The sequence below is a fragment of the Macrococcus psychrotolerans genome (assembly GCF_038095555.1).
In the GTDB taxonomy this organism is placed as follows: Bacteria; Bacillota; Bacilli; order Staphylococcales; family Staphylococcaceae; genus Macrococcoides; species Macrococcoides psychrotolerans.
The window spans coordinates 1617406-1642046 of sequence record NZ_CP124591.1; the positions used below are offsets into that span (position 1 = coordinate 1617406).

Annotated in this window: 17 protein-coding genes, 23 tRNA genes and 3 rRNA genes; 7 read left to right on the forward strand and 36 right to left on the reverse strand. The window is 40.4% G+C overall.

All coding sequences use genetic code 11. The features are described 5' to 3' along the window. Positions 1-123 precede the first annotated feature (123 nt). Complete coding sequence (locus QA539_RS08305) at positions 124-1290, forward strand: pyridoxal phosphate-dependent aminotransferase (RefSeq protein WP_219492951.1); 1167 nt, start codon at positions 124-126, stop codon at positions 1288-1290. A gap of 94 nt (positions 1291-1384) precedes the next feature. Here the strand turns inward: QA539_RS08305 and QA539_RS08310 are convergent, their stop codons facing one another. Continuing rightward, on the reverse strand, positions 1385-2431 hold the full coding sequence (locus QA539_RS08310; protein ID WP_219492952.1) for a PTS transporter subunit IIC: 1047 nt from the start codon (positions 2429-2431) through the stop codon (positions 1385-1387). Positions 2432-2607: 176 nt separating this feature from the next. Between QA539_RS08310 and QA539_RS08315 the strand changes: the two genes are divergently transcribed. Together QA539_RS08315 and QA539_RS08320 are read left to right on the forward strand one after the other, a co-directional pair. Beyond that, positions 2608-3162, forward strand: a complete 555-nt coding sequence (locus QA539_RS08315; protein ID WP_219492954.1) for an ATP-dependent Clp protease proteolytic subunit — start codon at positions 2608-2610, stop codon at positions 3160-3162. Between the two features lie 306 nt (positions 3163-3468). Next, complete coding sequence (locus QA539_RS08320) at positions 3469-4320, forward strand: hypothetical protein (protein ID WP_219492956.1); 852 nt, start codon at positions 3469-3471, stop codon at positions 4318-4320. A gap of 24 nt (positions 4321-4344) precedes the next feature. Here the strand turns inward: QA539_RS08320 and QA539_RS08325 are convergent. From QA539_RS08325 to QA539_RS08450, 26 genes are all read right to left on the reverse strand, one after another. After that, positions 4345-4426: transfer RNA gene (locus QA539_RS08325), tRNA-Leu, on the reverse strand. 103 nt (positions 4427-4529) lie between these two features. Next, positions 4530-4604, reverse strand: a tRNA-Gly gene (locus tag QA539_RS08330). Positions 4605-4623: 19 nt separating this feature from the next. Beyond that, positions 4624-4697 (reverse strand) — tRNA-Cys (locus tag QA539_RS08335). A gap of 5 nt (positions 4698-4702) precedes the next feature. Next, positions 4703-4774 (reverse strand) — tRNA-Gln (locus QA539_RS08340). 12 nt (positions 4775-4786) lie between these two features. Beyond that, a tRNA-His gene (locus tag QA539_RS08345) sits at positions 4787-4859 on the reverse strand. Between the two features lie 2 nt (positions 4860-4861). Continuing rightward, positions 4862-4935, reverse strand: a tRNA-Trp gene (locus tag QA539_RS08350). A gap of 32 nt (positions 4936-4967) precedes the next feature. Next, positions 4968-5051 (reverse strand) — tRNA-Tyr (locus QA539_RS08355). Positions 5052-5059: 8 nt separating this feature from the next. Continuing rightward, positions 5060-5135, reverse strand: a tRNA-Thr gene (locus QA539_RS08360). Positions 5136-5154: 19 nt separating this feature from the next. After that, positions 5155-5227: transfer RNA gene (locus QA539_RS08365), tRNA-Phe, on the reverse strand. Between the two features lie 5 nt (positions 5228-5232). Continuing rightward, a tRNA-Asp gene (locus QA539_RS08370) sits at positions 5233-5308 on the reverse strand. Between the two features lie 8 nt (positions 5309-5316). Continuing rightward, positions 5317-5390 (reverse strand) — tRNA-Met (locus tag QA539_RS08375). Between the two features lie 55 nt (positions 5391-5445). Beyond that, positions 5446-5538: transfer RNA gene (locus QA539_RS08380), tRNA-Ser, on the reverse strand. A gap of 10 nt (positions 5539-5548) precedes the next feature. Next, positions 5549-5622 (reverse strand) — tRNA-Ile (locus tag QA539_RS08385). A 35-nt stretch (positions 5623-5657) separates the two neighbouring features. Further along, positions 5658-5731 (reverse strand) — tRNA-Met (locus QA539_RS08390). Between the two features lie 19 nt (positions 5732-5750). Continuing rightward, positions 5751-5826: transfer RNA gene (locus QA539_RS08395), tRNA-Ala, on the reverse strand. A 16-nt stretch (positions 5827-5842) separates the two neighbouring features. Next, positions 5843-5916, reverse strand: a tRNA-Pro gene (locus QA539_RS08400). Between the two features lie 13 nt (positions 5917-5929). Continuing rightward, positions 5930-6006: transfer RNA gene (locus QA539_RS08405), tRNA-Arg, on the reverse strand. Between the two features lie 15 nt (positions 6007-6021). Further along, positions 6022-6110, reverse strand: a tRNA-Leu gene (locus QA539_RS08410). Between the two features lie 16 nt (positions 6111-6126). Beyond that, positions 6127-6201: transfer RNA gene (locus QA539_RS08415), tRNA-Gly, on the reverse strand. Between the two features lie 5 nt (positions 6202-6206). Beyond that, positions 6207-6290: transfer RNA gene (locus QA539_RS08420), tRNA-Leu, on the reverse strand. A gap of 17 nt (positions 6291-6307) precedes the next feature. Beyond that, positions 6308-6383, reverse strand: a tRNA-Lys gene (locus QA539_RS08425). A gap of 6 nt (positions 6384-6389) precedes the next feature. Next, a tRNA-Thr gene (locus tag QA539_RS08430) sits at positions 6390-6465 on the reverse strand. An 11-nt stretch (positions 6466-6476) separates the two neighbouring features. Further along, positions 6477-6552: transfer RNA gene (locus tag QA539_RS08435), tRNA-Val, on the reverse strand. A 10-nt stretch (positions 6553-6562) separates the two neighbouring features. Further along, positions 6563-6677: ribosomal RNA gene (rrf, locus tag QA539_RS08440) — 5S ribosomal RNA — on the reverse strand. Between the two features lie 98 nt (positions 6678-6775). Then, positions 6776-9703 (reverse strand): 23S ribosomal RNA (locus tag QA539_RS08445). A 218-nt stretch (positions 9704-9921) separates the two neighbouring features. Beyond that, positions 9922-11476 (reverse strand): 16S ribosomal RNA (locus QA539_RS08450). Together the 16S, 23S and 5S rRNA genes with 23 tRNA genes alongside form the textbook arrangement of a ribosomal RNA operon. 537 nt (positions 11477-12013) lie before the next feature. Between QA539_RS08450 and QA539_RS08455 the strand changes: the two genes are divergently transcribed. Next, on the forward strand, positions 12014-12418 hold the full coding sequence (locus QA539_RS08455; protein ID WP_086039104.1) for a YgzB family protein: 405 nt from the start codon (positions 12014-12016) through the stop codon (positions 12416-12418). Between the two features lie 6 nt (positions 12419-12424). Here QA539_RS08455 and perR read toward each other — a convergent pair whose 3' ends face one another. The 3 genes from perR to QA539_RS08470 form a co-directional block, all read right to left on the reverse strand. Further along, positions 12425-12874, reverse strand: coding sequence for a Fur family transcriptional regulator (perR, locus tag QA539_RS08460; protein WP_219492958.1), 450 nt, complete (start codon positions 12872-12874; stop codon positions 12425-12427). Between the two features lie 71 nt (positions 12875-12945). Then, positions 12946-13893 (reverse strand): phosphoglycerate dehydrogenase, encoded by a 948-nt coding sequence (locus tag QA539_RS08465; protein WP_419895063.1) that lies wholly within the window; start codon positions 13891-13893, stop codon positions 12946-12948. Continuing rightward, positions 13894-14358 carry a peroxiredoxin gene (locus QA539_RS08470; protein WP_219492962.1) on the reverse strand — a complete coding sequence of 155 codons (465 nt, stop codon included), beginning with the start codon at positions 14356-14358 and terminating at the stop codon, positions 13894-13896. An 81-nt stretch (positions 14359-14439) separates the two neighbouring features. Between QA539_RS08470 and QA539_RS08475 the strand changes: the two genes are divergently transcribed. Continuing rightward, the gene (locus tag QA539_RS08475; protein WP_419895064.1) at positions 14440-15726 is read left to right on the forward strand and encodes a glutamate-1-semialdehyde 2,1-aminomutase; all 1287 of its coding nucleotides are present in this window, start codon (positions 14440-14442) and stop codon (positions 15724-15726) included. Positions 15727-15788: 62 nt separating this feature from the next. Next, positions 15789-16871: an FUSC family protein gene (locus QA539_RS08480; RefSeq protein ID WP_219492965.1), complete on the forward strand. Its 1083-nt coding sequence runs from the start codon at positions 15789-15791 to the stop codon at positions 16869-16871. A gap of 43 nt (positions 16872-16914) precedes the next feature. Here QA539_RS08480 and QA539_RS08485 read toward each other — a convergent pair whose 3' ends face one another. From QA539_RS08485 to mutY, 4 genes are all read right to left on the reverse strand, one after another. Continuing rightward, on the reverse strand, positions 16915-17517 hold the full coding sequence (locus tag QA539_RS08485; protein ID WP_219492967.1) for a DNA-3-methyladenine glycosylase: 603 nt from the start codon (positions 17515-17517) through the stop codon (positions 16915-16917). A gap of 141 nt (positions 17518-17658) precedes the next feature. Then, positions 17659-19407, reverse strand: a complete 1749-nt coding sequence (locus QA539_RS08490) for an ABC transporter ATP-binding protein (protein WP_219492969.1) — start codon at positions 19405-19407, stop codon at positions 17659-17661. Between the two features lie 122 nt (positions 19408-19529). Further along, complete coding sequence (gene ntdP / locus QA539_RS08495; protein WP_041636159.1) at positions 19530-20081, reverse strand: nucleoside tri-diphosphate phosphatase; 552 nt, start codon at positions 20079-20081, stop codon at positions 19530-19532. A gap of 65 nt (positions 20082-20146) precedes the next feature. Beyond that, entirely contained in the window at positions 20147-21181 is a 1035-nt protein-coding gene (gene mutY, locus QA539_RS08500; RefSeq protein WP_219492971.1) for an A/G-specific adenine glycosylase, read from the reverse strand. A gap of 96 nt (positions 21182-21277) precedes the next feature. Here mutY and QA539_RS08505 point away from each other — a divergent pair, with 96 nt between their 5' ends. After that, complete coding sequence (locus tag QA539_RS08505) at positions 21278-22258, forward strand: metal-dependent hydrolase (protein WP_219492972.1); 981 nt, start codon at positions 21278-21280, stop codon at positions 22256-22258. Positions 22259-22305: 47 nt separating this feature from the next. Here QA539_RS08505 and QA539_RS08510 read toward each other — a convergent pair whose 3' ends face one another. Next, the gene (locus QA539_RS08510; RefSeq protein ID WP_219492973.1) at positions 22306-23100 is read right to left on the reverse strand and encodes a hypothetical protein; all 795 of its coding nucleotides are present in this window, start codon (positions 23098-23100) and stop codon (positions 22306-22308) included. 8 nt (positions 23101-23108) lie between these two features. Then, positions 23109-24638: an ABC transporter ATP-binding protein gene (locus QA539_RS08515; protein ID WP_219492974.1), complete on the reverse strand. Its 1530-nt coding sequence runs from the start codon at positions 24636-24638 to the stop codon at positions 23109-23111. Positions 24639-24641: the final 3 nt, after the last annotated feature.

Consider the following 24641-nt stretch of genomic DNA (forward strand, 5'->3'; position numbering starts at 1 on the left):
ATTATATAGAATAATTATACAAGATTTTTATTTTTACAAATGTTCTAATAATTTTTATTTTTTTGATTCTTTATAATCATTACTGTACAATTTATAGAACAAACTAACGAAAGAGTGAAACATATGCCAACATTAAACAACAATATCTTAGAAGTAACCATTCCAGGGACAAGAGAATTCGCAAATAAAGTAGCAGGTCTACACGATGCTGTTGATTTAACGCTCGGTCAGTCCGGTTTCGACGCACCACAATATATTAAAGATGCGATGATTGAAGCAATCAATGACAATAAACTGCGCTATACACATAACCGTGGTCTTATTGAACTGCGTCAGGCTATCAGTGATAAGTTAAAACTTGACTTCAACGTTGACTATGATGCTGAGCATCAGATTGTCGTAACAAACGGAGGATCAGAAGCAATAGATGATATTTTTAGAAGCATCATTAATCCAGGAGATGAGGTGATTATTCCTTCTCCAAGTTATCTTGGATATGAACCAATTCTGAAGTTGCTCGGTGCTAAAGTCGTGAACATTGACACGCGCGATACACATTTAATTCCGACACCAGAAGCGGTCAAAAGAGCAATCACTAAAGATACGAAAGCGATTCTTTTTAACTATCCGACAAATCCAACCGGAAAGACATTGACGTATGACCAGATTAAAGGTCTTGTAGATGTGCTGAAAGATGAAGATATCTTTATCGTGACAGATGAAATTTATTCAGAGAATATATATGATGTAGAACATCATTCATTTATCGAATTTGACAGTGTTCGTGATCGATTATTTGTTATCAATGGGTTATCGAAATCACATGCAATCACTGGCGCACGTGTCGGCTATGTTGTATCTACGCCTGAACTCATTACACACGTTACAAGCGTTCATCTATACAACTCTATCTGTGTAGCAACACCAAGTCAGTACGGGGCGCTTAGCGCGTTCACACATGATAATAAAGAGATCATATCAATGAATAAAGCATATAAAGAGCGTAGAGACTATCTTTATGACAAATTAACCCAGATGGGATTACCCGTAGAAAAACCTCAAGGTGCTTTCTATATCTTCCCGGATATCTCTGCCTATAATTCAGACTCATATCAGTTTGCTACAGACTTACTAGAATCCGAACGTCTTGCAGTTGTTCCTGGCAGTGCTTTCTCTAAATACGGAGAAGGTCATATCCGTCTGTCTTTCGCATCAACAATGGAAGAAATTAAAGAAGCCTGTGTAAGACTTGAACGATTCCTGAATAATTATCCAAAACAACCGAAATAAATTTATATAAAAATAAACCCATGCGCTACGAAGATTGCATATCTTCATTGCACATGGGTTATTTCTTTGTCATGATATCAATATCTAAAACAAACTACTGCTGTGGCGTAAACTTATACAAGCTATCCTGATATTTCGGCATAACTTTCTTTAGAACGATATGTGTAACAAATGCGATCGGCAATGGAATGATCACGTATGCGAGAAGCAGGCTGAGTATATTTGCAGCGAAACTTCCTTCCATGAACTTCAGCGCATTAATTGGACCAACGAGCCCTGTATATCCGAAACCTGCACTCATCGGCGTACCTTGAACATTAAAGAAATATGCACATAGTCCAGCCACAATCCCGTTAATAAAGAGCGGTAAAGCAATTAAAGGGTTCTTGAAGTATACAGGCATCATCATCTTCGCAGCACCAATAATTAAAGTCAGTACCGTTCCGCGATCATTCACCTTTAATGAACCAAAGATAAACGTGTAGCAACATGCTACAATTCCGAGATTCGCTGCCCCGCTTCCTAGTCCTGAAAGACTAATCACAGTAGCAATAGCCACAAGAGAAATAGGTGTTGCCATCAGTAAACTGAATGTAATACCGATCAATATACACATCATCAATGGATTCAGTTCTGTGAAGCGTTCAATCATCTGACCAATCGCTCCCGTAACGTGCTTTACGTAAGGTAAAGTCAGCGTACCAATGAAGCCAGGCAGAATTCCAGCAAGTAACGGTAAAAATACAATATTTAAACTACCCATCTTGTTGCCGGCATAGATTAATATCGCTGCACTGATAGCAATCGTCAGCATCATATTAATCAAGTCACCAATACCGACGAACTGAAAACCTTTGCCATTAAACTGAACAGCACCAGAACCGAGCATCGATGCTCCTGAGAGTATCGCTGTCTGCAGTGCACTAAACTTAAACTGAGCACCAATTGTAATACCAGCAAGTAAGCTTAGCGTAAACTGGAACACCATCAGCAAGTGCCCTAAATTTATAAAAATATCATTATATTGTGCGAGATACTTAAACAATTCACCAAGCATCGCATTCGGTACAAGTGCAACGACAATACCTGCCGCCATACCATTAAGAATATTCATAAAAAACTGTTTTGGAGTTAACCTCATTGTTACACCTACCCTTTTTCGTATTGATTATATTTTTAACATACTTCATTACTTAAAAGCAATAAATTTTTGAAAAATATAACGCAATTATAATCTTATAAATCCGTGAGTATTATGTTTGACTTAAATTGACCAAACCAATAAAATAAAAATAACAAGCATATAGGAGGCTTATTATGACAAACGAAAACAAAGATCTAATGTTAGAAAAAATGATAGAATCAAGAACAATCCTAATCTCTGGAGGTATTGATGACAAATCAGCGAAAGAAGTTGTCAATCAATTATTACTTTTAGATTCAATCAATCATGAACCAATTAAATTAATCATCTCATCTCCTGGTGGACATGTAGACTCTGGTTATCTAATTCACGATATGATTAATTTCGTCGAATCAGAAGTGAAGATTATTGGTGCAGGTTGGGTAGTGAGTGCGGGCGTATTAATTTACTTATCAGGTAAGAAAGAAAATCGTTACGCATTACCAAATACACGCTTTATGATCCATCAGCCAAGTGGGGGCACTCAAGGACAAGCGTCAAATATGGAGATTACAGCGAAAGAAATTATCCGTACACGCCAAAAGTTAAATGAATTAATCGCACGTGAAACTGGTAAATCTGTAGAAGAAGTCGAGCAGCATACAGGCCGTGACTACTGGTTAAATACAGAAGAAGCAAAAGAATACGGTATCGTAAATAAAATTATTGAAAACCAAAAAGAAATCTAAAAAAATCTCAATGCACATTACGTTGCATTGAGATTTTTTTGGAATTAAAGAAGCAACAAATATTTAGTGAAGTAATGACCTCTAGCTTATTAATGCTGCATATTTACTTTCTTATTAAAGCTCCTAATTTATAACGAAATTCAACAGATATTAAAAGTACCGAATATTTCTTATCAGAAAGAAATTGATGGAATCCTATCCCCTGTTATTAATGACATACAGCATAACAGAAAGGGTGCCTTCATATTTAAGCATTATGCATATACGAAAGCACGCATTAATGATATTGATAATGCTGTGAAATATATGAATAAAGCGAAATCAATCTATGCTGATAATGATGATATAAATGAATTAATAGAGGTTGAAAAAGATTACGCAAGCATATATTATCTTGTAAGGGATTACGATAAAGCATTGCAGCATGCGATTACAACTTATGAAACTTATAAAGATGACCTATCTGTTACAAATCCAAATATCATCCCTAACTTACTCGTATCAATCGGAACGTTCTGCTATCAGAACTACGATATTGATGACTGTATTAAATACTTTAAGCTTGCTGAAGAAAAATGTATAGAGAACAAGACTTACAAACATCTGACACCAATATATAAATCATTGTGCGTCATGTATATATTGAATCAGGATGAAACACACTATAGAGACACATATAAAAAATTTGATAATATAAAGCTGTTAAATCCAGATGATTTTCAGACAAACTTCGATATATTTACAACAGATATCATCTATTACTTCTTTAACGAGGAATATCATAAGCTGTTATACCTACTGGATCAAAGAGATACACTGTTAAAGCACGATCAGTATCAGCAGCAAGTAAGCGATAACTTCGAGGACTTCTGGAGCTTATATAAAGCAATTGCACTTTATAACTTACAACAATACGACAGCGCAATTTCCATTTTGAAAAGCGATGACGCTGATACAAAATTTATGGCGCTTGCGGACGTAAGTATACATGCACAGAAATACACATATCTTGCTTTAAATGAAGAGCGATTAGGTAATGATAAAAGCGCATGTGATTACATTATTAAGGCGATGGATATGATTGAATCAATCCCATCGAATCACTTCACTCAAATAACCGAACAGACATATGAACGTATCATAAATAAAAGCCTCTAAACGCAATGTTTAGAGGCTTTAGTATACCACCGGTCGGGGTCGAACCGACACTCCGTGAGGAACCGGATTTTGAGTCCGGCGCGTCTGCCAATTCCGCCACGGTGGCTAAATATTAAATTAATTGTAGCAAACTAAGTATAGTGCTAATTACCAGGATAGTCAATGACAGTGTGTAAGAAAAAAATAAGCTACCCTATGGTAACTATAAATGGAGCGGAAGGTAGGACTTACACCTACACCTCAGATCAGGAAGATCTGTATTCTAAAAGTTGAAATACTCCCGCAATATAAAATTAGTAAAGATGGAGGCGCCAACCGGATTTGAACCGGTGATAGAGGTTTTGCAGACCTCGGCCTTACCACTTGGCTATGGCGCCTTTAACTGGGCTAGCTGGATTCGAACCAACGAGTGACGGAGTCAAAGTCCGTTGCCTTACCGCTTGGCTATAGCCCATTAATAATAAAGGGCGACTGATGGGAATCGAACCCACGAATGTCGGAACCACAATCCGATGCGTTAACCACTTCGCCACAATCGCCATGGCAGGGGCAGTAGGAATCGAACCCACACCAAAGGTTTTGGAGACCTCTATTCTACCGTTGAACTATGCCCCTATATTAATATTATAGCATATGTATGAATCAAATGGTGGAGGGGGGCAGATTCGAACTGCCGAACCCGAAGGAGCGGATTTACAGTCCGCCGCGTTTAGCCACTTCGCTACCCCTCCAGATGGAATGGTGCCGGAAAAAGGACTTGAACCCTCAACCTACTGATTACAAGTCAGTTGCTCTACCAGTTGAGCTATTCCGGCATAATACAAAATAAAAAGATGGCTCAGGACGGAATCGAACCGCCGACACAAGGATTTTCAATCCTTTGCTCTACCGACTGAGCTACTGAGCCATACATGGCGGTCCCGACGGGAATCGAACCCGCGATCTCCTGCGTGACAGGCAGGCATGTTAACCGCTACACCACGGGACCACTAATAATTGCGGGAGGCGGATTTGAACCACCGACCTTCGGGTTATGAGCCCGACGAGCTACCAGACTGCTCCATCCCGCGATAATAATAAATAAATTGAAAACCATATTTTATTGAGTGCTGAAGTAAAAAATAATGGCGGAGGAAGAGGGATTCGAACCCCCGCGAGCCGTTAAGCCCCTGTCGGTTTTCAAGACCGATCCCTTCAGCCGGACTTGGGTATTCCTCCATATATAAAGTGGACCTTGCAGGACTCGAACCTGCGACCAAACGGTTATGAGCCGTTTGCTCTAACCAACTGAGCTAAAGGTCCTAAATCCAAAGGTAAACACTTATTAAAATAAATAGTGGCGGCAGAGGGGATCGAACCCCCGACCTCACGGGTATGAACCGTACGCTCTAGCCAGCTGAGCTACGCCGCCGAAATAATAATTAAGTTTATGGTGGAGACTAGCGGGATCGAACCGCTGACCTCCTGCGTGCAAAGCAGGCGCTCTCCCAGCTGAGCTAAGCCCCCATATATGTAAAGCGAGTCGGGAAGACAGGATTCGAACCTGCGACCCCTTGGTCCCAAACCAAGTGCTCTACCAAGCTGAGCTACTTCCCGTAGCTAATAAAAATGGCGCGCCCGAGAGGAGTCGAACCCCTAACCTTTTGATCCGTAGTCAAACGCTCTATCCAATTGAGCTACGGGCGCATATTAAAAATTAAATGGTGCCGAGGACCGGAATCGAACCGGTACGGTAATCACTTACCGCAGGATTTTAAGTCCTGTGCGTCTGCCAGTTCCGCCACCCCGGCATTCAAAATTTAATAATGGAGCGAAAGACGGGATTCGAACCCGCGACCCCAACCTTGGCAAGGTTGTATTCTACCACTGAACTACTTTCGCAAAAATGGTGCGGGTGAAGGGAGTCGAACCCCCACGCCAAAGGCGCTAGATCCTAAGTCTAGTGCGTCTGCCAATTCCGCCACACCCGCATATAAAATTATTAAAATGGTGAGCCATAGAGGATTCGAACCTCTGACCCTTTGATTAAAAGTCAAATGCTCTACCAACTGAGCTAATGGCTCTAGAAATGGTGCCGGAAAAAGGACTTGAACCCTCAACCTACTGATTACAAGTCAGTTGCTCTACCAGTTGAGCTATTCCGGCATAATATTAAATGGTGGAGGATGACGGGCTCGAACCGCCGACCCTCTGCTTGTAAGGCAGATGCTCTCCCAGCTGAGCTAATCCTCCTGGGTATATTGCCCGGCAACGTCCTACTCTCGCGGATCGTAAGACCAACTACCATCGGCGCTAGAGAGCTTAACTTCTGTGTTCGGTATGGGAACAGGTGTGACCTCTCTGCCATCGTCACCAGACAAATGAAAGAATAAATAGTTTATACTTTCAAAACTAGATAAAGTAAGTAAGATATATTAGATTCTACCCGGCAATCCCGAATAAAAAATCTATAAAATTGATTAAGTCTTCGATCGATTAGTATTCGTCAGCTCCATACATCACTGTACTTCCACCTCGAACCTATTAACCTCATCATCTTTGAGGGATCTTATAACCGAAGTTGGGAAATCTCATCTTGAGGGGGGCTTCATGCTTAGATGCTTTCAGCACTTATCCCGTCCATACATAGCTACCTGACTATGCCGCTGGCGCGACAACTGGTACACCAGAGGTATGTCCATCCCGGTCCTCTCGTACTAAGGACAGCTCCTCTCAAATTTCCTACGCCCACGACGGATAGGGACCGAACTGTCTCACGACGTTCTGAACCCAGCTCGCGTACCGCTTTAATGGGCGAACAGCCCAACCCTTGGGACCGACTACAGCCCCAGGATGCGATGAGCCGACATCGAGGTGCCAAACCTCCCCGTCGATGTGAACTCTTGGGGGAGATAAGCCTGTTATCCCCGGGGTAGCTTTTATCCGTTGAGCGATGGCCCTTCCATGCGGAACCACCGGATCACTAAGTCCGTCTTTCGACCCTGCTCGACTTGTAGGTCTCGCAGTCAAGCTCCCTTGTGCCTTTACACTCTGCGAATGATTTCCAACCATTCTGAGGGAACCTTTGAGCGCCTCCGTTACTCTTTAGGAGGCGACCGCCCCAGTCAAACTGCCCGCCTGACACTGTCTCCCGCCACGATAAGTGGCGCGGGTTAGAAAGTCAACACAGCCAGGGTAGTATCCCACAGCGCCTCCACGTAAGCTGACGCTCACGCTTCAAAGGCTCCTACCTATCCTGTACAAGCTGTGCCGAATTTCAATATCAGGCTGCAGTAAAGCTCCACGGGGTCTTTCCGTCCTGTCGCGGGTAACCTCGCATCTTCACAGGTACTATGATTTCACCGAGTCTCTCGTTGAGACAGTGCCCAAATCGTTACGCCTTTCGTGCGGGTCGGAACTTACCCGACAAGGAATTTCGCTACCTTAGGACCGTTATAGTTACGGCCGCCGTTTACTGGGGCTTCAATTCGTAGCTTCGCATACGCTAACCACTCCTTTTAACCTTCCGAAGACCGGGCAGGCGTCAGCCCCTATACTTCACCTTACGGTTTTGCAGAGACCTGTGTTTTTGATAAACAGTCGCTTGGGCCTATTCACTGCGGCTCTTCAAGGCTTGCACCCTAAAAAGCACCCCTTCTCCCGAAGTTACGGGGTCATTTTGCCGAGTTCCTTAACGAGAGTTCGCTCGCTCACCTTAGAATTCTCATCTTGACTACCTGTGTCGGTTTGCGGTACGGGCACCTAATTTCTAACTAGAGGCTTTTCTTGGCAGTGTGAAATCAACGACTTCGCTACTATAATTTCGCTCCCCATCACACCTTGATCTTGGTGAGTACCGGATTTGCCTGATACTCAATCTCAGTGCTTGGACGTACATAACCAACAGTACGCTTCGCCTATCCTACTGCGTCCCCCCATCGTTCAAACAATCTTAGGTGGTACAGGAATATCTACCTGTTGTCCATCGCCTACGCCATTCGGCCTCGGCTTAGGTCCCGACTAACCCAGAGCGGACGAGCCTTCCTCTGGAAACCTTAGTCAATCGGTGGACGGGATTCTCACCCGTCTTTCGCTACTCACACCGGCATTCTCACTTCTAAGCGCTCCACATGTCCTTACGATCATGCTTCGACGCCCTTAGAACGCTCTCCTACCATTGTCCTACGGACAATCCACAGCTTCGGTAATATGTTTAGCCCCGGTACATTTTCGGCGCAGCGTCACTCGACTAGTGAGCTATTACGCACTCTTTAAATGATGGCTGCTTCTAAGCCAACATCCTAGTTGTCTGGGCAACGCCACATCCTTTTCCACTTAACATATATTTTGGGACCTTAGCCGGTGGTCTGGGCTGTTTCCCTCTCGACTACGGACCTTATCACCCGCAGTCTGACTCCCGCATTAAATTATCTGGCATTCGGAGTTTGTCTGAATTCGGTAACCCGAGGGGGGCCCCTAGTCCAAACAGTGCTCTACCTCCAGTAATCATCATGCGAGGCTAGCCCTAAAGCTATTTCGGAGAGAACCAGCTATCTCCAGGTTCGATTGGAATTTCTCCGCTACCCACACCTCATCCGCTCACTTTTCAACGTAAGTCGGTTCGGTCCTCCATTCAGTGTTACCTGAACTTCAACCTGGACATGGGTAGATCACCTGGTTTCGGGTCTACGACCTGATACTCATTCGCCCTATTCAGACTCGCTTTCGCTACGGCTCCACATATACTGCTTAACCTTGCATCAAATCGTAACTCGCCGGTTCATTCTACAAAAGGCACGCCATCACCCATTAACGGGCTCTGACTACTTGTAAGCACACGGTTTCAGGTTCTATTTCACTCCCCTTCCGGGGTGCTTTTCACCTTTCCCTCACGGTACTGGTTCACTATCGGTCACTAGAGAGTATTTAGCCTTGGGAGATGGTCCTCCCGGATTCCGACGGAATTCCACGTGTTCCGCCGTACTCGGGATCCACTCAGGAGAGAATAACTTTTCGACTACAGGGCCTTTACCTTCTATGGCTGACTTTTCCAAAGTCATTCGTCTAAACTATTCCTTTGTAACTCCGTATTGAGTGTCCTACAACCCCAGAGTGCAAGCACTCTGGTTTGGGCTCTTCCCGTTTCGCTCGCCGCTACTAAGGGAATCGAATTTTCTTTCTCTTCCTCCGGGTACTTAGATGTTTCAGTTCTCCGGGTGTGCCTTCTCATATGCTATGTATTCACATATGGATAACATGACATAACTCATGCTTCGGGTTTCCCCATTCGGAAATCTCTGGATCAAAGCTTACTTACAGCTCCCCAGAGCATATCGTCGTTAGTAACGTCCTTCTTCGGCTTCTAGTGCCAAGGCATCCACCGTGCGCCCTTAATAACTTAATCTGTTATTAATATTGTGATGTCTGCATAAATGCAGACGCGCGATTTTTTCAAGAATTCAAATATGAACTCACTCGGTTTTGCTTGGTAAAATCTTTATATCTTCTTACTTTATCTAGTTTTCAAAGTACAATCTGAATGTATAAACATTCAAAACTGAATACAATATGTCAATGTCAATTCCTACAGACCTGATGGTCTGTTTCCGTAATTATCCTTAGAAAGGAGGTGATCCAGCCGCACCTTCCGATACGGCTACCTTGTTACGACTTCACCCCAATCATCTGTCCCACCTTCGACGGCTAGCTCCTAAAAGGTTACTCCACCGGCTTCGGGTGTTACAAACTCTCGTGGTGTGACGGGCGGTGTGTACAAGACCCGGGAACGTATTCACCGTAGCATCGCTGATCTACGATTACTAGCGATTCCGACTTCATGTAGTCGAGTTGCAGACTACAATCCGAACTGAGAATGGTTTTATGGGATTTGCTTGACCTCGCGGTTTTGCTGCCCTTTGTACCATCCATTGTAGCACGTGTGTAGCCCAAATCATAAGGGGCATGATGATTTGACGTCATCCCCACCTTCCTCCGGTTTGTCACCGGCAGTCTCTCTAGAGTGCCCAACCTAATGATGGCAACTAAAGATAAGGGTTGCGCTCGTTGCGGGACTTAACCCAACATCTCACGACACGAGCTGACGACAACCATGCACCACCTGTCACTTTGTCCCCCGAAGGGGAAAGCTCTATCTCTAGAGTTGTCAAAGGATGTCAAGATTTGGTAAGGTTCTTCGCGTTGCTTCGAATTAAACCACATGCTCCACCGCTTGTGCGGGTCCCCGTCAATTCCTTTGAGTTTCAGTCTTGCGACCGTACTCCCCAGGCGGAGTGCTTAATGCGTTAGCTGCAGCACTGAGGGGCGGAAACCCCCCAACACTTAGCACTCATCGTTTACGGCGTGGACTACCAGGGTATCTAATCCTGTTTGATCCCCACGCTTTCGCACCTCAGCGTCAGTTACAGACCAGAGAGCCGCCTTCGCCACTGGTGTTCCTCCATATCTCTGCGCATTTCACCGCTACACATGGAATTCCACTCTCCTCTTCTGCACTCAAGTCTCCCAGTTTCCAATGACCCTCCCCGGTTGAGCCGGGGGCTTTCACATCAGACTTAAGAGACCGCCTACGCGCGCTTTACGCCCAATAATTCCGGATAACGCTTGCCACCTACGTATTACCGCGGCTGCTGGCACGTAGTTAGCCGTGGCTTTCTGGTAAGGTACCGTCAAGGTACGTTCAGTTACTAACGTACTTGTTCTTCCCTTACAACAGAGTTTTACGATCCGAAAACCTTCTTCACTCACGCGGCGTTGCTCCGTCAGACTTTCGTCCATTGCGGAAGATTCCCTACTGCTGCCTCCCGTAGGAGTCTGGGCCGTGTCTCAGTCCCAGTGTGGCCGATCACCCTCTCAGGTCGGCTATGTATCGTTGCCTTGGTGAGCCGTTACCTCACCAACTAGCTAATACACCGCGGGTCCATCTATAAGTGACAGCAGAACCGTCTTTCACTATCGCTTCATGCGAAGCTAGATATTATCCGGTATTAGCTCCGGTTTCCCGAAGTTATCCCAGTCTTATAGGTAGGTTACCCACGTGTTACTCACCCGTCCGCCGCTAACATCAGAGAGTGCAAGCACTCTCGTCTGTTCGCTCGACTTGCATGTATTAGGCACGCCGCCAGCGTTCATCCTGAGCCAGGATCAAACTCTCCATAATAGATTGCTTGATAAAGCTCTTTGATTGCTTGAGGCAATCACTCTTGGGAGTGAACTTAATCACTCAAATTATTGGAATTAACGTTGACATATTGTCATTCAGTTTTCAATGTTCATTTTTGTTGCTACAAGATAAAAGTTTAACACGTTTCTTTCTTGTTTGCAAGCTTTATTTTGAAGAAGTTTTACACTCACGATTTCTTATTTGAAATGTTTTGTGCGCCGTTCTTACTCAATTAATATTAAATGTTTGAGAACAAAGTTTCAATAGTCTTTTTTACACTTTTTCAATTTGTTTTTCAAACGCTTAATCGTTGGCGTCGCTTGTTTTTGCGACTTTTATATCTTAACAAGTGAACCCATATTCGTCAAGCCTTTTTATAATTATTTTTTATTTATTATTCTTTCTTCTATATATTATAGTTCTATTGATAATTATCCTTTATGTTATAACACTCATTTTAATTATAGCGCGTTATTATAACAGTATATAAAGAATATGTTATAATTCTTGTCAGTATATATAGGAGATGATGATTTGAAGTTATTCAATAGAAAACCTACGAGTAAGATCAACAGAATGCGCACTTGGGCACTTTCTATTATATTTATTGCAATGATTGTAATGTATATAGGTGCGGCAATATTCTATTTCTCTCATAGTAAACTGCTGTTTTCATTGTTTTTATTGATTGGTACATTATTATTCTTATTTAGTTTCGTAATGTATTTCTGGATTGGTATGCTATCGACAAGAACTGTACAGGTACGCTGTCCAAACTGTGAGCATTATACAAAGATGCTTGGCAGAGCGGATATATGTGCTAACTGCAACCAGCCATTGACACTTGACCCTTCATTAGAAGGTAAAGCGTTCAATCAAGATTACAATAATAAGAGAAAGAGCAAGGCACTTGAAGAACAAAATAAAAACGGAAACTAATTTTAATTAGTTTCCGTTTTTATTTTGACATTCTGGACATACACCATAAATCTCCATACGATGATGGGTAACAGCATAACCTGTAATATGTTCTGCAATATTCTCTACTTCATCTAATCTCGGGTAGTGAAAATCTTTAATCTTACCACAAGCTGTACAGATAATGTGGTAATGATTCTGCGTATCAAAATCAAATCTGCTCGCTGCATCACCATATGTGAGTTCCTTTACAAGACCGCTCTCTTTGAAGACCTTTAAGTTATTATAGACAGTAGCCACACTCATATTAGGGAAATTCGGGGATAGCGCTTTATAAATTTCATCAGCTGACGGGTGACTATCTGTTGCAATAAGGTACTGTAAAATAGCTTGTCGTTGAGGTGTAATCCTTACGCCAGTCTTTCTTAACGTGCTAATTGCTTCTTGCAGAAAGTCTTTCTGCGTATGAACTGACATTTGATCACCTCTTTTTACTTTATAGTAATTCTATTTTACATCTTAATTTTCCTTATTGTCAAATACCTAGTTTAGTACCCTTTGTCTAAGTCTACCAGATTCTTGAAGTTACGTTTATTATCAATTCCCATATTCATATTATCAACAAAGATATTTGTAGCACGTTGATTGTAATGGGTACTCAGTCCAGTTATATGTGGTGTCATAATCACGTTGTCTAATTTATATAGTGGATGCTCCGCTTCAAGGGGTTCGTTATAAAAGACATCTAGGCATGCGAATCTAATGACTTTATCTGTCAATGCCTGAATCAGTATATCTTCTTTAACTACTGTACCTCTACCTACATTAATAAACAGTGCGTCACTCCCCATCGCCTGGAAATCTTCTTGTTTAAGTAGATCTATCGTACTTTCTGTTTCCGGTAATACATTGACAATTATATCTGATTGTTCAAATGCGTGTAGGCGTTCATCAATCGCATATACTTCATCAAAATACGCTATATCTTGCCCTGTTGTATTGATACCAATTACTTTCATATTGAATGCTTGTGCAATACGTGCAGCATACGACGGGATTTCTCCTGTACCGATAAAGCAGATGGTCTGCTCGAACAGTTCTTTGTGTCTAATGTCTGTTTTAAAGCCTTTATCCTGTTGTAATTTGTAATATTCTAATACATTTTTGTAGTCCGTCATAATATAGCTGAATATATACTCTGAGATTTGTACTTTATGAACGCCACGTGCATTCGTTAATATCATATTTCTCTCTTTAATTGTTTTAAGTGGCAGCTTGTTAACTCCAGCTGCATACCATGCTATCCATTTTAAATTCGGGCATTGTGAGAGAAATGCTTCATCCACTTGTCTGTCATGTGAGATTAATATATCCATACTTTTCTTAGCTTCGTCAGTCATATCTTTTAGCGCTATTGATTTAAATGAATGCTCAGGGTACTGTGCTATAAGATTATTCAATAATTCTCCAAGTTTTACATTCGAAATAATGTTCATCTATTTTTCTCCTTGCAATACTTTTTTGATATCTTCCATCTGAGTCTTCACTTTAACACCGTCAAAGACTTCAATGATTCGTGTATCGTCATCAAGAATAATCGTTGTTCTGACAATGCCCATTGATTCCTTACCGAACGACTTCTTGAGCCTATATATACTTAGCTGCTTTGAAAAACCATAGTCTTCATCTACTAGCAAATCGAATTTCAGATTATGCTTATTAATAAAATTCGTATGCTTTACTTTACTATCTCCACTTATACCATATACTTGTGCATCCAGTGCATTAAGTACATCTAGATTATCATTGAAATCACACGCTTGAGTTGTACATGTTGGTGTATTATCTCTCGGATAGAAGTATAAAACTGTCTTTTTACCGAACAGATCTTGATTTGTAATGATTTCCCCATCTTGATTCTCCATCTTAAAATCAGGTAATAACATTCCCTTTTCTAACATAAATAACACTCCATCCTCAAATATTGTATAAGTATATGATAGTATAGTAGACGAAAATACAAAACAAAAGAGGTCGATAAAATGAACTTTAGTAATTCAGAAGCAATACAAAATCGTGCGAATGCGGCAATCCTTGGAGGTGTTAACTCACCTTCTCGTTCTTATAAGGCAGTTGGTGGCGGTGCGCCTGTAGTGATGGCGCGTGGTGAAGGTGCTTACTTCTATGATGTGGACGGTAATAAATATATTGATTATCTTGCAGCTTATGGCCCAATTATTACAGGTCATGCGCATCCTCACATTACTGAAGCCATTAAGCGTGCAGCTGAAAGTGGTGTATTATATGGTACTCCAACAGAACACGAAGTTGTGTTTGCTGAAATGCTGCAAGAAGCAATCCCATCATTAGAAAAAGTACGCTTCGTTAACTCAGGTACGGAAGCTGTGATGACAACGATTCGTGTTGCGCGTGCATATACTGGCAGAGATAAGATTATTAAATTTGCAGGATGCTATCATGGCCATTCAGACTTAGTACTTGTGGCAGCAGGCAGTGGCCCATCACAACTTGGTACTCCGGACTCGGCAGGCGTACCAAAGAGTGTGGCACAAGAAGTAATTACGGTTCCATTTAATGATATAGAACAATTCAAAGAAGCATTCCATCACTTCGGCGATCAGATTGCAGGTGTATTAGTTGAGCCAATCGTCGGTAATTTCGGTATTGTAGAACCATACGCTGGATTTCTTGAAGCAGTGAATGAAGTGGCACATAGTCACGGGGCGCTTGTTATCTATGATGAAGTTATCACTGCATTCCGTTTCTGCTATGGTGGTGCACAAGACATGCTTGGTGTAAAACCTGACTTGACAGCTTTCGGTAAAGTTATTGGTGGCGGCTTACCGATTGGGGCATACGGTGGACGTCAGGATATCATGGAACATATTGCGCCTCTTGGTCCAACTTATCAGGCAGGTACGATGGCAGGCAATCCATTAAGTATGCAGGCAGGTATCGCTCTACTTGAAGTGATCAAGGCTGAAGGCACTTATGATTATCTGGATAAGCTTGGTGAGATGCTCGAGACAGGCATGAATGAACTGATTGAAAAATATAGTATCAAAGCCAATATTAATCGTCTTAAAGGTGCAATGACAATTTATTTTACAGATGAAAAAGTAGAGAATTATGAACAAGCTGAAGCTACCGATGGAGAAGCTTTCGCCAAATTCTTCAAACTGATGCTGCATCAAGGAATCAACCTTGCACCTTCTAAATACGAGGCATGGTTCATTACTATCGCGCATACCGAGCAAGATATTCAAGATACACTAATCGCAGTTGAAAACAGTTTCAAACAAATGTAGCTTGAAAAAATATGCAATGTCATGTATAAGTGTACTAACGAATAAATAAATGAGGTCAAAATATGAAATTAGGTGCACGTATATTCAAAACTGGAATTGCTATTATCGTTGCCTTGTTAATCGCACATCAAATCAATGGGCAAGGCGCTATCGTTGCTGGCATCTCAGCATTATTTGCAATGCAACCCAATGTGTACAGATCATTTAAAACGATTATTGAACAATTTCAAGGAAACTTAATAGGTGCTGTACTTGCAATAATCATGGCTTCTTTATTTGGTTTTCATATCGTCATTATCGGCATTACTTCTATCATGCTGATTTCAATATTACAGAAAGTCAACCTTTCACATGTTACAGGTCTTGCTGTAGTCACTCAGCTCATTATTATGGACCACCAGGACGGTGCGTTCCTGGAATCTGCTGTTTTAAGATTTACGTTCGTTATGATTGGAGTAATCAGTGCGTTTGTCGTGAACACATTATTTTTGCCACCTAAATTCGAAAGTAAGATTTATTATCAATGTTTGAGTATCTCGAGTGATATTTTCAAGTGGATTCGTCTAGAAATTAATGGCTCAACAGAATTCCATGCAGTAAAAAGAGATATAGATAACATCCGCAGTCGTATCGAGAAACTTGAAGAACAGTATAACTTGTACAAAGAAGAACGTGCATACACGAAAAAAGGCAGTATTCGGAATCTACGCAAAAAGATCATCTTTAAAGAGACTGTACTGGCAACGCGTCGCGCCTATGATGTACTGCGCAAAATGCATAGATACGAAAATGATGTCATTAATTTGCCGGAAGAACTAAAAGTTCAGATTAAATTTGAACTCGATGAATTAATGACACTACATGAAGAGCTGCTTATGCGGATATCAAAGAAAGTGCCCGCTACAAAACATGACTGTCAAACCGGGATAACCGAACCTTATAAGCTCAATATCATGGATGCATTTCTTGAAGAGATCAACACGACACCAAGTGATGCATATAGCAAGGAACATATATTTGTAATTATCGGGACACTATTTGATTATCGTGATAAACTCGAACACCTTGATCGTATTACACATAGCTTCTATAAGTTTCATAAAGAGGATAAGAAATTCAGAATCGAACATAGTGAAGAGTTATAATTTGTTCAACATAAAAGGGAGTGCGAAATCGCACTCCCTTTTATCATTGCCAACCATTATTCTCTTCTACCACGACTTTATCTTTTGATACGTGTGGATTTCCTTTTACAGTAAATCGATAGAGATAATCCACCGCTTCTTCTTTATTATCGATTCCGATACGCTTTGATGCTGTAATTACTCTCGGTGTTCTGCCTTCTCTTATACATACGCCGTCGTCATTTAGACGCGTTCCGTTGTAATGTTCTCGTTTAATTCCTAAACTTTGTGTCAGTTTTCCTGGTCCGTCTGTCAGATGATTTTCACGACCTCGCCTCTTTATCATCGTATCTATTCCTGTTACCGGTTCGATTCCACGGATAAGCACCCCTTCAGGATGCGCTGTATCTTTCGTTATAAAGTTCATACAATGATGTCCATGCATCGTATATACATAAATCGTACCAAAGTCGCGATACATCATTTCGTTCTTCTTAGTCCGACGCAGCTGATATGCATGTGCTGCTTTATCATGTTCCCCAAGATATGCTTCTACTTCAGTAATATATCCACCGGTAACAGCACCATCCTGCTCAGTGTAGATATACTTTCCGAGCAAGGCTTGTGCTGCTGTTAATGTATCATATGCCAAAAATGACAAATCCAATTAAATCGCCTCCTCCGGAACTCTATATCACTTTGCCATAACTAGAGACCGTTCAATTTCCAGCTCACTCATTTCTTTTGGAAACAATGAATTTTGCAGATAGACCTTGTTGAAATCACTATAGATTTAAATAAATAATTCTTAATCAACACTTTCTAAGTTTTGAATAGAATAGAGATTATAATAATGTTCGTGCTTTTGCATCAATTCGTGGTGTGTACCCATTTCAACAATTTCACCATCTTGAACCACTACAATCTTATCTGCATGTGTAATTGTCGACAATCTATGTGCGACGATTACTGTTGTTCTATCTTGAGATAGAGACTCTAGTGCTTCCTGTATCACCGCTTCACTTTCAAGGTCCAGTGCACTTGTCGCTTCATCCAGTATAAGAATCGGTGGATTCTTCAGGAATACACGAGAAATTGCAACACGCTGCTTCTGACCACCTGATAACTTAACGCCACGTTCGCCTACTTCTGTATCGTAGCCGTCAGGTAAACTCATAATAAAGTCGTGGGCATTCGCGAGTTTCGCAGCCTGAATCATCTCTTCTTCTGTGGCACCAGGTTTTCCTAACAAGATATTATTACGAATCGATTCAGAGAAGAGAATATTATCCTGCATGACCATGCCTATCTGTGTACGTAAGCTTTCCAGTGTATAATCTTTAATCGGATGATGATCTACGATGATTTCACCTTGCGTAACATCGTAGAATCTCGGTATCAGACTGATCATCGTCGATTTACCCCCACCGCTCATTCCAACAAACGCTATAGTTTCACCACTTTTAATATCCAGATTAATATTGTGCAATACTTCTGTATCATCTTCGTTATACTTAAATCCAACATTGTTAAATGAAATATCTCCTCGGTGGATCTGAATATCACGTGCGTTCTTCGTATCTTTAATATCATAAGGTTCATCAAAGAGCTGGAACATTCGGTCCATCGACGCCATGCTTTGTGTTAATGTCGTTGATGAGCTGACCAGTCTTCTTAAAGGGCCATACAATCTGTCAAGATACGCGATAAATGCCGCTAATGCACCGACTGAAAGGTGGCCACCAATGACCTGCCATGCACCAAAGCCTACTACAAGCAATGGTCCGACATCTGTAATCGTATTGATTACAGCAAAACTTTTGGCATTCCATCTCGTATGATTCATCGCCTTATTCAAAAAATTCTTGTTGCGTCTATCGAACCGCTTATTTTCCTCTTCTTCTATAGCAAATGTCTTGATCAATGTCATACCTTGAACACGTTCATGCAGGAATCCTTGCACTTCTGCCAGCGACTGACTGCGTTCACGCGTAAGTTTACGCAGGTTGCCGAAGAAATAATAGACGCTGAACATATAAAATGGAAAGACAATCAATGACACAAGCGTCAGCTTGACATCCATCGTAAACATAATAGCAAGTGCAATAATAATCGTAACTAAGTCCAGCCATACATTCATCAGACCTGTGATGATGAAATCTTTCGTCGATTCAACATCATTGATAACACGTGAGATGACTTCTCCAACTTTATTGTTAGCATAAAACCTCACGCTCAGTGCCTGAAGATGCTTATAGAGCTTCTTTCTAATATCGTATAGTATTTTGTTGCTTGTCCATTGAGCAAGATACTGTCTGAAATACTCAACAGGCGGACGGATAACCGTGAAGATAAATCCGAATAAGAGTAAGGCTTGTAGTAATGCTTCTTTTTTCTCTGCGACTGACATCGATGTATTATTGATGACATCATCGATAACATATTTAATCAATAATGGAATTAATAACGGAATTCCAAACTTTAATATCCCTATAATAATCGTCAAGATAATCAGCATCGTATAGGGTTTTACAAATTGCATATAGCGCTTTAACATATTATTCTCCTTCAATATTATTCTTGTTTGTTAATGAATCAAAAAACCGAACAATGCAGAAAACGACATACATTTTCTTCACACTGTCCGGATTTAACAAAGAGGATTACTGCCCCGTATCCTTAATCTTCCTTGATTCTCTTTTGAAAATGAAATCTTTCCTGCCAGACTTTGATAAAGTCCGGAGCAAATGGTCCTTTCTTTCTTTCAATCCATTGTTGCAAAATGTCAACGTTTCGCCTTAGGATCAAATCGATCTCTTCGGGATAGTTCATCTGTTTCATGTGCTGCTGATATTCATCTTCATCAAGCAGATGATACTTACCATTTGGATATACTTTAATATCCAGGTCGTAATCAATGTACTTAATAGCCTCACTATCACATACGAACGGTGAGGATAAGTTACAGTAATAATAAACGCCATCTTCACGGAACATACAGATGACATTGAACCAGTATTCTGCATGAAAATAGACGATTGCAGGTTCACGTGTAACCCAAGTTCGACCATCACTCTCAGTTACAAGAGTACGATTATTCCCTCCGATAATGACATGATTTGTTCCTTTTAAAATCGTTGTTTCGGACCAGATTCTGTGAATTTTCCCATTATGTTTATAGCTTTGAATCTGCACATTCTGGCCTTCTTTTGGTATGGATTCTTTGACCATGTTCCACACCACCTATATTTAGTATTTGCATTTTAAATTATAACATAACTTTTTTCACATTTAACCTATTTCAACTCATCAATATATTTTTTGAATATTTTTGTCATCGATACAGGGAAATTGAAACGTTCCTTCTCCTCTATATCTATAAATTTTGCGTCATCTACACGACCTAATGCCACGGCACGATAAACTTCCATATCCCATGTCACATGCGTAAACTGATGCTTAAGTGACATAAAAGGATCATCTTCAACATATAACGACATATTCAGCTGTTCTTCAATCGTGTCTTGATGCGTGTCGATATTAAACATCGGAAACTGCCACATCGACTGCAGTAATCCAGTCGATGGTCGCTGCTCAATATATATCTTATCGTCATGCATAATCACAAGCACTTTCCAATGTTCTATCTTCTTTTTAATCTTCTTTAGTTTGACAGGTCTTAACTGTACAGTACCTGCATTATAACTTTCACAATGTTGTTGAACTGGACAGAACATACATAATGGTGCCTTAGGTGTACATACAGTCGCGCCAAGTTCCATCAAAGCTTCATTAAAGTCACCTGCTGCTTTTGGCATGACATCCATCACCTTGTCTTCAAAATGACGTCGTGCTGATGAGCTCGATATATCAAAATCATCATTATCCAATCTAGAGAACACACGATAGACATTGCCATCAACTGCTGGTATTTGATGATTAAATGCAATGCTCATTACCGCACCTTGCGTATAAGGGCCAACCCCTTTCAACTTTAAGAAGTCTTCAGGATTATTCGGTACCACGCCATCATAGCTTTCCTGTACTTCTTTTACTGCACTATGGAAATTGCGTACACGAGAATAATACCCAAGCCCTTCCCAATATTTCGATACTTCATCAATCTCTGCAGATGCCAGCGTCCGTATATCAGGAAATCGTTCTGTAAACTTCAAATAATAAGGTTTAACCGTATTGACCTGTGTCTGCTGCAGCATCACTTCTGATAACCAGATTTTATATGGATCTTTCGTTTCTCTCCAAGGCATCTCTCGTTTATTTTTATAAAACCAATCCAGGAGATGCTGCGAAAATTGCTGTTTGTTTAACATTGCTTTCCTCTTTCTAAAAAAATTTAAATTCTAAGCATGAATAATTTATCATTATATTCTATTTGTTCTATAATAAAACTTGAAAGGAATGATACTATGGATACTGCCACTCATGTCGTTATGGGCGTTGCACTTGCTGGCCTTGCAACAATCGATCCTGCAGTAACTTCTATGTATCCTGCGGTTGTGACCACTGTTATGGTCGGTTCACAAATACCTGATATCGATACCGTACTGAAGTTACGTAATAATGCAGTATATATCACTCATCACCGCGGGATAACACACTCAATACCATTTACATTATTCTGGCCAATTGTGCTTACTGTTATGGCGATGCTCATTTTTAAAGTGGATGCCCCGTTCCATCTATGGATGTGGGCACAAATTGCTGTATTGCTGCATGTCTTTGTAGATATCTTTAATTCATATGGGACTCAGGCGTTACGACCACTTACTAAGAAATGGATACAAATCGGTATTATCAATACATTTGATCCGATTATATTTATGTCACATATCATTGCAATATTGTTATGGTATATCGGCTTTAATCCCATCTCTACGTTTGGTAGTCTCTACTTACTCCTTATCGTCTACTATATCATTCGACGTATGCTGCAACAAATGATTAAGAAGAACGTCCTGTTACGTATTCCTAAAGATGAGACAGTCATTAAATCATTTGTTGCTCCAACAATAAGATTCTTTGAATGGCGTATTGCTGTCCAGACTGATAAGTATGACTATATCGGTAGAAGCTATAAGGGAAGTGTTCACTTCAGTGATAAGTTCGTACGTAAGAAACTACCAGATAAAGTAGTGATGCAGCACGCAAAGCATGACAGAAACTTACGTGCATTCTTAAGCTTTAGTTCTATATATCGCTATACAATCACAGAGACGGGTACAGGATATGAACTTCGCTTTATCGATTTACGTTACTTAAAGAACGGACATTATTCATTCGTTGCAATTCTCAGCCTGGATAGCGCATACCGCGTCACACATAGCTACACGGGATGGGTATTCTCAGAAGAAAAATTACAGCGTAAGCTCGTTAAGAGCAAAATTTAACCCGAATATCGACGTGTTATTAATAACACGTCGATATTCGGGTTTTTCTATGATTCAATTTTTTTACTGACTTTTTTATTAATATTAATTTCATCCTTCAAGATCGTAAATAAATAATCAAACCACGTATAGAGCATAACAAGTTCAAAAATAAAAATAACTTGTGAAGGCAGATTAAAAAATGCATTTGTGCCAAACACCGTAGATTCCTGTACTCCATTGATCACAAAGTTGAATGGGTTGAGTTTCAGTATATTCATCAGTAAGTCTGGCAAGTTTCCTGGAACCCAGAGAATCGGCGACGTGATAAGAATAATAAGCAGGAGCAATACAATCATCGATTTTATATTACGGGTTAAATGACCTCCTAGTGCGACTATAGTACAGATAGGCATCAGTAAAATAATGGTCATCAGTACAAAGTAAAGAATACAAAATATATTTGTCGTTAATTCAATTTTATTTCCTAATGCAACAAGCTGCAGTACGATATAAGAAATTATGAATATAAAAATAAAATTCATGATTTGTACTGTAATAAGCACATAACTCGGTAGATTCGTTATATTAAGTACATAGCCTCTCGTATGTAGAATCTTCATCGCATAATAAATCGAGCAACCGATACACATAAACATTAAATAACCACTGACCTGCCATATTTTTGTGATACGTTCTAACGGAAGACTCTCCGTAACATTCATATAGAAGAAAGTTGCAGCTATTACAAAAATATTTAAGGCAAGCCAGGATAAATAGAGCTTCTGGTTATAATAAAATTCAAGCAACGCATTTTTTAATGTGTGCGGAATATATTTTATTGAAAGATAAATTTCATTCATGTAAACACCTACATCTGTATAATCAGCCATTCGCCTTTGCTGAAGTCAGCAATAGCGTAGCCATCATCTAATTTAATAATCCATTGTTCTGTACTAATATTGAATTTCTGTCTCAGCTTTTCTTCATTGACTATCGGAAAACTAATGCCATTCATAATATCGTAGTCATTAAAGTGAAGATAGATTTCATTTTTAGTGAGTTTAATTTTAAATCGATCGTTGGTTTCAGGGTACAGTTCTTTATTGATAACACTATGATGCTTCCCGAGGTAGCCATTGAAGAATTCCCTGAAGTTCGAATAGTTGTCATACATATAATCTTCAAGCTCACTTATTGTATACTCATCATACAGTGCTGCCGGATTAATATATATAATGTCCTGCTGCTTAACTTCCATAGTCCTCTTCTGATAATCCACTTTATATGTTTCATCACCAATACTAGAAATCGTCATAGTATTACCAGCTGGTAATTTCACCTTTTGTCCGCCTTGAAGTTCGGTCGGTTTATTCGTAACACCAATTGCATACTTTTCACGAAATTCATCCACAGTTTTCTCTACAATCCCTTTTTCATCAGCTGCAACTTCTGTTTTCTTCATACCGATGTCATTGATCATCAATAGGAACATCATTGCAATACCTGCGATTAACATCAATGTCGATATTAATGTACGCTGTAGTTTTTCATCAAAGATTGCGCCGCCATACTTTTTTATACGACTTAACCGTTCATCTTTGTCGTGATTAAGGCTACGTGACATACGCATCTGAAGATCAAACAATTCACGCTCTTCATCTGTACGGCAACTATAATAATCACTTACATAAGATTGATATAAGGGCAGCACTTCATCAGGAGCCCCCGATTGCTTTACTTGCCCATGACTCATCCATGTAATGTAGTTTGCACGTGTTCGAATCAATTCCATATTTGAATCAATCAGCACGATAGCACGTCTTTCTTTCTTAAACATATCGATGACCATATGAAACTTCTTCTTAAAGTCCCTATCCATATACTGATAAAGTTCATCAAAGATAATCACATCGGGCTTTATAAAATATGCAAGGCTTACGAGCAGCTTCGTACGTTCTTCTATCGTTAATTGCTGGATCGAACACTTCTCCTTGCCACCAAGCTCAGCAAAGTCGAGCACATGTTTACGCTTTTCATTGTATGATTGAAGCGGCATATTGTACGTAAGGAAAACGGACTCGATCAGTTGTCTGACTGAAGTACTGCCTTCAAATATATGATTATGACTTGCAAGAAATGTTAAATATTCATTCTTAACACGACCACTGTTAGGTTCAACAACTTTAGCCATAAGTTTTCCGATAATGGATTTACCAGAATTCGGTAAGCCGACTAAAGCAAGTATTTCCCCGCGATAGAGATGAATTGTTACATCCTTAACTTCAACAACATGGTTCTTTGATTCAGGCAGCATCAAATCTCTGAACTTCTGAAAACCACTGACTTGTCTGAAATACTTTGTAACATTAAGCAACCTCACCAAAATTTCACTCGTCATCTT

Coding starts and splice junctions, on each gene's coding strand:
- QA539_RS08515 (WP_219492974.1), bottom strand. CDS start 24,638: ATGACGAGTGAAATTTTGGTGAGGTTGCTTAATGTTACAAAGTATTTC.
- QA539_RS08320 (WP_219492956.1), top strand. CDS start 3,469: ATGAATAAAGCGAAATCAATCTATGCTGATAATGATGATATAAATGAA.
- QA539_RS08480 (WP_219492965.1), top strand. CDS start 15,789: ATGAAATTAGGTGCACGTATATTCAAAACTGGAATTGCTATTATCGTT.
- QA539_RS08465 (WP_419895063.1), bottom strand. CDS start 13,893: ATGAACATTATTTCGAATGTAAAACTTGGAGAATTATTGAATAATCTT.
- QA539_RS08505 (WP_219492972.1), top strand. CDS start 21,278: ATGGATACTGCCACTCATGTCGTTATGGGCGTTGCACTTGCTGGCCTT.
- QA539_RS08475 (WP_419895064.1), top strand. CDS start 14,440: ATGAACTTTAGTAATTCAGAAGCAATACAAAATCGTGCGAATGCGGCA.
- QA539_RS08305 (WP_219492951.1), top strand. CDS start 124: ATGCCAACATTAAACAACAATATCTTAGAAGTAACCATTCCAGGGACA.
- QA539_RS08310 (WP_219492952.1), bottom strand. CDS start 2,431: ATGAGGTTAACTCCAAAACAGTTTTTTATGAATATTCTTAATGGTATG.
- QA539_RS08490 (WP_219492969.1), bottom strand. CDS start 19,407: ATGTTAAAGCGCTATATGCAATTTGTAAAACCCTATACGATGCTGATT.
- perR (WP_219492958.1), bottom strand. CDS start 12,874: ATGTCAGTTCATACGCAGAAAGACTTTCTGCAAGAAGCAATTAGCACG.
- mutY (WP_219492971.1), bottom strand. CDS start 21,181: ATGTTAAACAAACAGCAATTTTCGCAGCATCTCCTGGATTGGTTTTAT.
- QA539_RS08510 (WP_219492973.1), bottom strand. CDS start 23,100: ATGAATGAAATTTATCTTTCAATAAAATATATTCCGCACACATTAAAA.
- ntdP (WP_041636159.1), bottom strand. CDS start 20,081: ATGGTCAAAGAATCCATACCAAAAGAAGGCCAGAATGTGCAGATTCAA.
- QA539_RS08470 (WP_219492962.1), bottom strand. CDS start 14,358: ATGTTAGAAAAGGGAATGTTATTACCTGATTTTAAGATGGAGAATCAA.
- QA539_RS08315 (WP_219492954.1), top strand. CDS start 2,608: ATGACAAACGAAAACAAAGATCTAATGTTAGAAAAAATGATAGAATCA.